Source organism: Streptomyces sp. NPDC050388, assembly GCF_040655635.1.
GTDB lineage: Bacteria > Actinomycetota > Actinomycetes > Streptomycetales > Streptomycetaceae > Streptomyces.
In genome coordinates this window covers 1-9,331 of record NZ_JBFAKH010000151.1, presented here as the reverse complement: position 1 = coordinate 9,331, position 9,331 = coordinate 1, and the positions used below count along the sequence as shown (strand labels likewise).

The 9,331-nt window shown below is 68.9% G+C and carries 9 protein-coding genes and 3 pseudogenes; 8 read left to right on the top strand and 4 right to left on the bottom strand.

What is annotated here, in order from left to right; all coding sequences use genetic code 11:
• Positions 1-150 precede the first annotated feature (150 nt).
• Entirely contained in the window at positions 151-420 is a 270-nt protein-coding gene (locus AB0I73_RS38795) for a hypothetical protein (protein ID WP_363045106.1), read from the bottom strand.
• A gap of 77 nt (positions 421-497) precedes the next feature.
• On the opposite strand from AB0I73_RS38795, the pseudogene AB0I73_RS38790 reads away from it, so the two are divergent.
• Positions 498-1,198: pseudogene (locus tag AB0I73_RS38790) on the top strand (IS6 family transposase).
• A gap of 115 nt (positions 1,199-1,313) precedes the next feature.
• On the opposite strand, the gene AB0I73_RS38785 reads toward AB0I73_RS38790, so the two are convergent.
• A complete protein-coding gene (locus AB0I73_RS38785) occupies positions 1,314-2,048 on the bottom strand; it encodes an alpha/beta fold hydrolase (protein WP_363045105.1) in 735 nt (244 codons plus the stop codon).
• 79 nt (positions 2,049-2,127) lie between these two features.
• Between AB0I73_RS38785 and AB0I73_RS38780 the strand changes: the two genes are divergently transcribed.
• The 6 genes and pseudogenes from AB0I73_RS38780 (at position 2,128) to AB0I73_RS38755 (ending at position 6,993) form a co-directional block, all read left to right on the top strand.
• Positions 2,128-3,102 carry a YafY family protein gene (locus AB0I73_RS38780; RefSeq protein ID WP_363045104.1) on the top strand — a complete coding sequence of 325 codons (975 nt, stop codon included), beginning with the start codon at positions 2,128-2,130 and terminating at the stop codon, positions 3,100-3,102.
• 121 nt (positions 3,103-3,223) lie between these two features.
• The gene (locus tag AB0I73_RS38775) at positions 3,224-4,291 is read left to right on the top strand and encodes a tyrosine-type recombinase/integrase (RefSeq protein WP_363045103.1); all 1,068 of its coding nucleotides are present in this window, start codon (positions 3,224-3,226) and stop codon (positions 4,289-4,291) included.
• Between the two features lie 324 nt (positions 4,292-4,615).
• Positions 4,616-5,311, top strand: a complete 696-nt coding sequence (locus AB0I73_RS38770) for a hypothetical protein (protein ID WP_363045102.1) — start codon at positions 4,616-4,618, stop codon at positions 5,309-5,311.
• A gap of 241 nt (positions 5,312-5,552) precedes the next feature.
• Positions 5,553-5,675: pseudogene (locus AB0I73_RS38765) on the top strand (Imm21 family immunity protein); the annotation flags it as partial.
• Positions 5,676-5,764: 89 nt separating this feature from the next.
• Entirely contained in the window at positions 5,765-6,007 is a 243-nt protein-coding gene (locus tag AB0I73_RS38760; RefSeq protein ID WP_363045101.1) for a hypothetical protein, read from the top strand.
• A 215-nt stretch (positions 6,008-6,222) separates the two neighbouring features.
• Positions 6,223-6,993, top strand: a complete 771-nt coding sequence (locus tag AB0I73_RS38755) for a glucose 1-dehydrogenase (RefSeq protein ID WP_363045100.1) — start codon at positions 6,223-6,225, stop codon at positions 6,991-6,993.
• 98 nt (positions 6,994-7,091) lie between these two features.
• Here AB0I73_RS38755 and AB0I73_RS38750 read toward each other — a convergent pair whose 3' ends face one another.
• On the bottom strand, positions 7,092-7,214 hold the full coding sequence (locus tag AB0I73_RS38750; RefSeq protein ID WP_363045099.1) for a hypothetical protein: 123 nt from the start codon (positions 7,212-7,214) through the stop codon (positions 7,092-7,094).
• 567 nt (positions 7,215-7,781) lie between these two features.
• Positions 7,782-7,934 (bottom strand): hypothetical protein, encoded by a 153-nt coding sequence (locus AB0I73_RS38745; protein ID WP_363045098.1) that lies wholly within the window; start codon positions 7,932-7,934, stop codon positions 7,782-7,784.
• A gap of 360 nt (positions 7,935-8,294) precedes the next feature.
• Here AB0I73_RS38745 and AB0I73_RS38740 point away from each other — a divergent pair.
• A pseudogene (locus AB0I73_RS38740) lies at positions 8,295-9,242 on the top strand (ISAzo13 family transposase); the annotation flags it as partial.
• Positions 9,243-9,331 lie beyond the last annotated feature (89 nt).

Here is a 9,331-nt window from a genome sequence, read left to right as displayed (position 1 = left end):
CCAGATGCACGGACGAGCAGGCTTCACCCTTCTTCGCCACCGCATCCTCCTCGGATAACGACACGCTCCGTCACCACCGAAAGTGAGACAGGGCCGTTAAATTGACACACCCGCTTCCGCAGCGCGGCCCGCTGTTCTTGGCTGAGTTTGTCACGGCGGGGTCTTGGTGTTGGAGACCCATACGCCCGGCTGGATGGTCACCGGCTCGGTCTCGCCGTCGGCGCAGTTCGCTGTCACGTCGGCCTCGATGATCCGGAAGGTGCGGCCGCGCAGCCGGGTCAGGTAGGAACCGTCCGGCAGTACGGAGATCACGGCCGGGCGGCGGTGGTAGGTGAGCCGTGTCAGGAGCTGGGCACCGGTGTCGGCGACGTCGTTCAAGAACTCGTCGCCGGAGAAGTTCCGGTCGGTGAGCAGCAGCATGCTTGGTGTTGTCAACTTGGCTGACACGTCGAGTGCCTGGGACGATTCTCGAGTCCTTGGCCGTCGGGAGGGGTGCCGTGTCACCGGCGGACAAGGGGTACCGGTTCCCGGCGGAAATCGCCGCTCACTGCGTGTGGCTCTACCACCGCTTCCCCCTGAGCTATCGCGAGGCGGAGGAACTGATGCTCGCCCGGGGTGTGACCGTCTCCTACGAGACGATCCGGCAGTGGTACGTGAAGTTCGGCCCGGCCTATGCCCGCGAGCTGCGGCGGCGCCGACCCCTGGCCGGGGACGCATGGCATCCGGAGGAGGTCTTCACCAAGGTGAACGGCGAGCGGCAGTACCTGTGGCGGGCGGTCGACCAGGACGGCAACGTCCTGGATATCCTCGTCCAGAGCACCCGGGACACCCAGGCCGCCAAGCGATTCCTGACCAAGCTGATGAAGAAGCAGTGCCGAGTGCCGCGCGTGCTGGTCACCGACAAGCTCCGCGGCTACGGCGTCACCCACCGTGAGCTGATGCGGTCGGTGGAGCACCGGCAGTCGAAGTATCTGAACACCCGGGCGGAAAACTCCCACCACCCGACGCGGCAACGCCAACGCGCCGTGAAAGGGTTCCGCTCCGCGGGCGGAGCCCAGCGCTTCCCGTCGGTCTTCAGCGCTTTTTCACCGCGCTTCCGGCCCGCCGTCACCACCTCACCGCCCCTGACTACCGCGCCGGGATGACCCGCCGCTTCACCACCTGGAACGACGTCACTGACCTGCCCACACCAGCCTGACCACAGCACCACCCCCGCTCCCGCCCGGCCCCGACCCGCCCGGCCCCGGATCACCCCCCAAGTTGACAACGCCATTCGTGGTCATGCATCGGGCTGTGCCTCTCATCCGGCGCGGTCAGGAGACGGCCTTGTCGAGGATGTCGGCGAGTTCGGCGGGCGCGGACAGCATCGGCCAGTGCCCGGTGGGCAGGTCGAAGCGCCGCCACGGCGGCTGGTTCAGATAGGCCAGCATCGGCACCCCGGCATTCAGCAGCCCCGTGAAGTCATTGCACGCGATCAGGACACGGTCCACACCGGGACCGGGCTCGGCCGGGCCGTCGAGACGCTGAGTGAAGGCGCCAAATGGCTGAGGGGTGGCACGCGAGCGCAGAGCGTCCCGCTGGCCCTCATCGAGCCCGTCGAGGCTGCTGGACAAGCCCAGGACCTCAAACGGCGGCATCGGTAGCCGCCACCCGTCGCCAGACGCGTCGACCTGCCGGCGCAGCTGGTCCGCTGCCTGCGGTGGCATGAGGTCGAGCATGCACATGCCTGCGGCGAACGGGGCGCTGTCCACGTAGATCACGCGCTCCAGCCGGTCGCCGAGACGTCCGGCTGCCCCGGTGACCGGGGCAGCCGCATAGCTGTGGGCGACCAGCGTGACGTCGCGCAGATCGTTCCGCTCGATGAAGCCGGCGATGTCAGCGATATGCGCATCCAGGTCCGTCTCGGGTCCGCCCTGGTCGGCGTGTTCGGCCAGGCCGGTCAGTGTCAGCGGCAGCGCCGTGTGGCCGCGCTCCTGCAGAGCGCGGGCGGTGTCTTCCCAGGCCCACGCCCCGAGCCAGGCGCCGGGAACGAGTACGAAGGTGGCCATGTGATCTCCCAGAAGTAGGTGCTGCGGGGAGCGTAAAGTTGATACAGGACAGAATCCGCCCTGAAATGCCGAGTGATCCATGTCGCATCCCCTGACCCGTGTGCTGACCCTGCTGGAACTCCTCCAGTCCAACGCCCGGCTCACCGGGGCGGAGCTGGCCGACCGCCTGGACACCGACGTCCGCACCGTGCGCCGCTACACGGCCCACCTACGCGACTTGGGCATCCCCGTGGAGGCCGAACGCGGCCGCTACGGCGGCTACCGACTGGCCCGCGGCTACCGCATGCCACCTCTGGTCCTCACCAATGACGAGGCCCTCGCCGTCGTTCTTGGCCTGCTCGCCGCAGAGCGTCTGGGCATGGGCACTGCCGCGCCGGCCAATGCCGGTGCCCTGGCCAAGATCGAGCGGGTGCTCCCGCACGCCCTGCGCGAACCGCTCGCCGACATGCGGGAGACCCTGTCCTTCACCGCCAACGCCGTGATCGGGCAGGCACCCGGAACCAGCGTCCTGCTGGCACTGGCCCAGGCCTCCCGCGCCCACACGACCGTCGGCATCCACCACCAGTCCTGGCGCCAGGAACACACCGAACGCGACATCGACCCCTACGGCGTGGTCTTCCACACCGGCCGCTGGTACGTCGTCGGCCACGACCACCTCCGCGACAGCCTGCGTACCTTCCGCATCGACCGCATCACCTCCGTCACCCCCCGAGCCGACCGCTTCACCGCACCCGACGGCTTCGACCCCGTCGCCCACCTGACCTCGACCCTCGCCCAGGGGCCCTACCGCTGGCGGGTCGAGGTGACGATCCATGGCCCCCTCGATGAGATCGCCCGCCGGCTGCCTCGCTCAGCGGTGACCCTCACCGCCCAGCCCACCGGCGTCCTGATGCACGCGTGGGCAGAACGGCTGGACGGCATGGCCCACATGCTCGCCTCCCTGGAGTGGCCCTTCACCATTCACCATCCCGACGAACTACGGCAGGCGCTCAAGGATCTGGCCGCCCAGCTCACCGCGGCCGCCCAGCGAGGACCGGAAGAACTACCGCAGTAAATACCGGATTTACTGCGGCGGAGCCTCTACCGTGATCATCGCGACCTGCGGCGGGAGTTTCTCGCCACCAGGGTGAGGTGTACGCATGTACTGCGACGGCGAGCCCGGGAGGAGTGGGCGGGTGTCGATCGAACCGGTGACCGAACTCGGGAGCGGGGGCGCGTTGCGTGTGCCGCGCGCCCGGGTGGTGCCCCTGTCCGCCCCTCCGGCCACGTACACCGCGGCGGCCGAGCGGTACCTCACCGGAGCCGGGATCGCGAAGTCCTCCGCGCGGATCTACCGGATCTCGCTGACGACGTGGGGGTGGATGGTCGCCGGGCAGCCGGCGCCGACCGGCTGGGCCCGCCGGGGCGCGAAGCCGCCCGCCGTCCCCGTCTCCGTCATCGACGCCCCGGCGCTGCCGCAGGTGCTGGCCGAGCTGGCCGCCGCGCGGGCGGACGAGATGGACGCCGACACCGTCAACTGGGAGCTGTCCATCGCGCGCAGGGCGATCGGCTGGTGGCAGCGCCAGGGCTGGATCGAGGGCGATCCGACGATCGGCATCGAGCGGCGCCCAGCCCCGCCGGACCGCACCAAGGCCCTGGCCGCGAACCAGATCGCCGCCCTGTGGCGGCTGGACGCGCCGCTGCGGGAGAAGACCTTCTGGAAGATGCTCTACGAATCAGCGGCCCGAGCCGACGAGGTGCGGTGCCTGAACGTGGAGGACCTGTACCCGCAGGACAAGCGTGGCAAGATCACCGCCAAGGGCGGGGCGACGGAGTGGATCCACTGGCAGTCCGGCACCGCCCAGCTCCTGCCCCGCCTGATCGCCGGCCGCACCCGCGGGCCGCTGTTCCTCACCGGGCGCAGGGCCCCGGCCGGGACGCCGACGCTGGAGGTGTGCCCGGAGACCGGTCGGGCCCGGCTCTCCTACCGCAGGGCGGAGGAGATCTTCGAGGAGTCCACCCGGCTGCCGGCCAACCCGCTCGCCCGGCCCGAGGACATCAAGGACCTGGAGGGGTGGACACTGCACCGGCTGAGGCACAGTGCGTTGACGCACGACGCGGAGAACGGCACGTCCACGCCGATGCTGCCGGCCCGCTCCCGCCACGCCTCCGTACGGTCCCTGGAACGCTACGCCCGCCCCGGAGTCGACGCGGTCGCCCGGCACGTCGCTGAGCACGACCCCGCCGCTCGCCGTCGGGGTTGATCACAGCGGCCTGCGGCACGTTTCCGGCGTATTCCGGTTGGCCTCCATGGCGGGTTCGGCCGCACCGGTTGCTTCAGTGTTCGGTCGCTGCGGCGTTCTGCCGACCCTTGGCCGTGGGCGGGCTGGGTCAGCGTTTGACGCGGTTACGGACGGCCAGGACCGCCAGGCCCCGGGAGCCTCTGGGGATGCGACTCCAGCGAAGGCCGCGAGCCATCCGACCCGCAGCCAGGACCAGTTGGTCACTTGAACTCCTTTACGATGCTCTGGGCTGTTCAGTCGTAGGTTCATCCGGGGCGGTAGCTGTCGTAGAGGGGGCAAGGAGCCATGGGAGAACCCGTGCACATCGCTCTCGAAGGCGATGTTGTCGCGATATGTGACGCGCCGATCCATCGTTCGGCGCCCAGGGTGGAGGAGCCAGAGCAAACGACCTGTGCGGCCTGTATCGACATCTGCATCGAGGGGTGGGCCGCCGCACAGGAAGATCATCCAGCCGGTGCACGCCCCGTGCCCACGTACCAGCAGTCTTGGATGCGACGCATACACCCGCCCCCCTGGCGGCGCCACGACTGGCTGATGGCCGCAGTGGGAGCGGGCTTGGGGTTGGCGATCGTGAGCAGCGTGTACGCGTTCTCCGGCGGACAGGAAGACGGGCCGGTGACAGCCTCAGTCGTCGACTGCTCACAAACCCAGCTGTACCAACCCGAGGGAAGTTCTTCGATGCTGCCCGGCCGCGTCGCCCAGATCCGGTTCGTGAACAACGGAGATAAGGAAGAGACGTTCTCGCCGCAGGTTGACGGCGTGACGCTTGTGGGCGGGAACGGCAGACCGGCAAGGTTCACCCTCGCCGCGCACGAGTCGAAGACCATCAACTACCCCATGAATCCGGAGAGGTACGGCAACAGCGAGGGGGCTGCTACGCCTTGGACGCCAAAGCTGCGCGGTGATGACCTGACACCTCACCCCTCGGGCGCTCCGTACGGTCGGATCACCATCAGTGCTACCCCCGAGCCCCTGGGGTAGCGGGCCAGGGGCTCGGGGCACTCCCCACATACGCTGTCGCCACGGAACTGAGACCCTGAAGCTGGAGACGGCATGTCCTTGACGTGGCTGGAGACGGAGGGCAGCCCGTTCATCGTGGTTCCACGCTCCGCGCTGCCGCACCGGGCCCGTCGGTGAACAAACAGTTCGTCGGTACCGCTCTGGACTGTGGTGGTACGGCTGGGAAGCATCCACTTGTTCCCCGACAGGCCCCTGGTCGGGAACGGAGGGCGATTACGACCGGGCCTGCGAGGTGATGGATCTCGTTGGAGTCCTCGCACTGCCTGACGGAGCCGAGGCGCTCGTCTTCGGGGACGAACCTCTCTCCACCGCCTACCTTCCTGAGGACGCATGAAGCCAGCCGGAACCTGGTCGTCCCTGTCACCGTGGTGGCGGAAGCCTGCTATCTGATCGAGCGGTCCGGCGGCGGAGGCCGTGTACCTCAAGGATCTGGCGGCCGGCGCGTTCGGCACGGTCACCAGCCTGATGCCGGAAGACCTGCAGCGCATGGCGGAGCTGGTCCGCCAATACGCCCGTCTGCCGCTGGGCGGCACCGACACCTCGGTCGTCGCGGTCGCCGAGCGGGTCAAGACGCTGCGCGTCACCACGCTCGACCGGCGCCACTTCACTGTGGTGCGTACTCAGCGCGGGGAGGCGTTCACGCTCTACCCGGCGTGACTGTTACCTCCTGGCCTGACCTGCGGTGACTTGCGTGAAAGTCCCAACTCTTTTGCCACGGAACGGATTTGGTGGCACAGGACTGCCAGTGGCGGGGTTACCTTCATGGATATGCGCGCCCCCGGTCGGTGGCGCGTCCGGTTCGCTGACCGGAATTTCTCTTCCAGAGGGGTGTGCGAGGTACCCCTCATCCCCGACAAGGAGTCGAAAGGCACATGGTGGATTCATTACTGGCGGGCAAGAGCGCGCTCATCACCGGTGCGGCGCAGGGCATCGGCGCCGCGATCGCGCAGTTGTTCGCCGCGCAGGGCGCCAAGGTTGTGATCGCCGACATCAACGAGGACGGCGGGAAGGAAACGGCCGCCACGATCACCAAGGACGGCGGGGAAGCGCAGTTCGTTCGGGCGGACGTCACCTCGGCGGCCGACCTCGAGGCGGCGGTCCAGGCGACCGTTGCCGCCTACGGCAGGCTGGACATCGCGATCAACAACGCGGGCATCGAGGAACAGGGCGGCGCGCCGCTGCACGAGCTCACCGAAGAGACGTGGGACAAGTCGGTTTCGGTGAACCTCAAGGGTGTCTGGCTGTCCATGAAGGCCGAGATCACCCAGATGCTGGCCCAGGGCGGGGGCACGATCGTAAACATGGCTTCCATCGCCGGGATGGTCGGCCTGCCGCTGGGCATCGCTGACTACTCGGCGGCCAAGGGTGGCGTGGTCGCCCTGACGCGCACGGCGGCCATCGAGTACGTCAAGCAGGGCATCCGCGTCAACGCCGTGTGCCCGGGTGTCGTCCGCACCGCGCTGCTCGACCAGGCGATCAACGCCGGCATGTTCACCGAACCGGAGGCGGCCGCACTGCACCCGACCGGCGTGCTGATCAATCCCGAGGACGTCGCCCAGACGTTCCTGTACCTGGCCTCCGACGTGTCGAAGCACATCACCGGGCACGCCCTGCCGGTCGACGCGGGCATGGCGGCTGGCTGACGCCTGCCCCGGCGCTGGAAATGGGCCCTCGTTTGAGGGCCCATTCTGCTGTGCGGGGGGGGGCCAGTCGCCAATCGGCGACTGGCGGGGGAGCCCTGCTACTTCCTGCCCCGGGCGGTCTCCTCCGCCGTGCAGGCCCGGTCCTTTGCCTCGCGGACCTTGTCCCGGGCCTCGTCCAGCTTGTCCCGCAGCTCGTCCACGCGGGTCTCCAGCGTGGTCACCCGGGCGCCGGCGCGTCCGCCACGGCGGCGGGTCCGCCGGACCGGTCACCATGGCGGTGGCTCGCTGAGCGGAGCGCCCACGACGGGCCCGGCCACCTCGCGGCAGCTGCTGCTCCCCCGCGACCACGGCGGGCGGTGCGGTCTGCTCACGCTCGCGCGTACGGGACGGCGGCAGTGCGGCGGGCGACCCGACTCCGTCCGGGCAGACGGCACTCCGGACCCCGGCCCGCCGCCCCTCCCCTCCCCGCCGGCCTGTGCGACGCGCACAACGGCGAGAGGGTCAGTCGGCGGACGGCTGGCCATGTAAACCGCCCACCGTGGCCGTGCTCTTGGGCCTGCCCAGTTAAGCGGTGCGCTCGCGCTCGCGCAGGGTTCGCGGCCGGTCGGTGGCGTTGGCGAGTATCCGGCGGACGGTCTCCGGGTGCCAGCGCTCCCCACGCTTCGGGCGGATGCCCTCGGCATCCAGTACGGCGTCGATCTCGCGGTAGGACAGCTCGTCCTCGTCCCGGAGCTGGCGGGCGCGGGCGCGGCCGGCCTGCTCTTGAGCGCAGGCGAACGGAAGGCAGGTCAGCGCTCCTTCATCAGCAGATGCATCAGTGTCACCACACCGACACCCACCATGAGGGCGGTGCCGAACGAGGGGTGCTCGAAGGCGACGTACACGGTGCCGCAGCCAATGAGCATGAGTAGTACCGTCCACTGATCTATCTGCCCGCTCATCCGTGAGCCCTCCCTGCGTCCACGTCGCCATCGCTCTACCACCTAGAGAGCCCGGCATCCGTTGGAAACAACGACTGGAACCCGGACAGAAAACCCAACCTGCGCTACCCATTTTCCGATCTTTCCGTACAATGCACCGCCCCTCGTCGGGTGACCGGTGCCCGGCCTCAGCCGACCTCGGTGGGCCAGATGACGCGGGTACGGGGCTATCGCCGCGCGGACGGCATGTACGTCCGTGGGCACCACCGGAGGATCAGCGGCCCGGTCGTCGTGGCGGTCGGCGGAGGTGGCGCCATCCTGGTCTTAGGGCTTGCCGGGAATCAAGTCGTGGCTTCCAGCCGTGGGGCTCGTTGTTCTGGTATGGGGAGACCGGAGGGGATCGAGGACGTCCTGGCGGCGAAGTTCCAGGCGTTGTTGCCACATCTGGACGAGCGTCAGCGTCGGCTGGCCATGGGGGCGGAAGCGCTGTCGCTGGGGCATGGTGGGATCAGGCTCGTCGCTGCCGCGGCCGGGGTTCGGGAGGGTACGGTCTCGCGCGGAGCGGCTGAACTGGAGTCTGGTCAGGTTCTGGCGGGGCGGATCCGTCGTCCTGGTGGGGGCCGAAAGAGGGCTGTGGACCTTGATCCGGGGCTGCGGCCGGCGCTGCTTGCGTTGGTCGAGCCCGACGAGCGGGGCGATCCGATGTCGCCGCTGCGCTGGACGACGAAGTCGACCCGGAAGCTGGCAGCGGCGCTGACCCGGCAGGGCCACCGGGTCTCCGCCGACACGGTCGCCGGCCTGCTGCGGGAGGAAGGCTTCAGTCTGCAGGCCAACGCCAAGACCATCGAAGGTGCTCAGCACCCCGACAGGGACGCCCAGTTCCGCTACCTCAACGAGCAGGCACGAGACCACAGGGACGCCGGTGACCCGGTGATCAGCGTGGACAGCAAGAAGAAGGAACTGATCGGCGACTACAAAAACGCCGGGCAGGAATGGCAGCCCGCAGGGCAGCCTGTGAGGGTCAAGACGCACGACTTCCCCGGCCAGGCCGAGAAGGCGATTCCGTACGGAATCTATGACATGGCGGCGAACACCGGCTGGGTCAGCGTCGGCACCGATCACGACACCGCGGCGTTCGCCGTCGCCTCGATCCGGCGCTGGTGGCAGGCATGCGGCCGGCACGACTACCCCCGCGCCCGCCGGCTACTGATCACCGCCGACGGCGGGGGCTCCAACGGCTACCGCACCCGCGGCTGGAAGACCCAGCTCGCCAACCTCGCTGCCGAGACCGGCCTTGAGGTCACGGTGTGTCACCTTCCACCCGGCACCCAATGCCGTTGTTTGAAGGTTCATTGAGTTGGTGGTGACGGACTGAGCGTCGCGCCGTTATGCGGGGTGTGCATCCGTGGAGCGGGGTA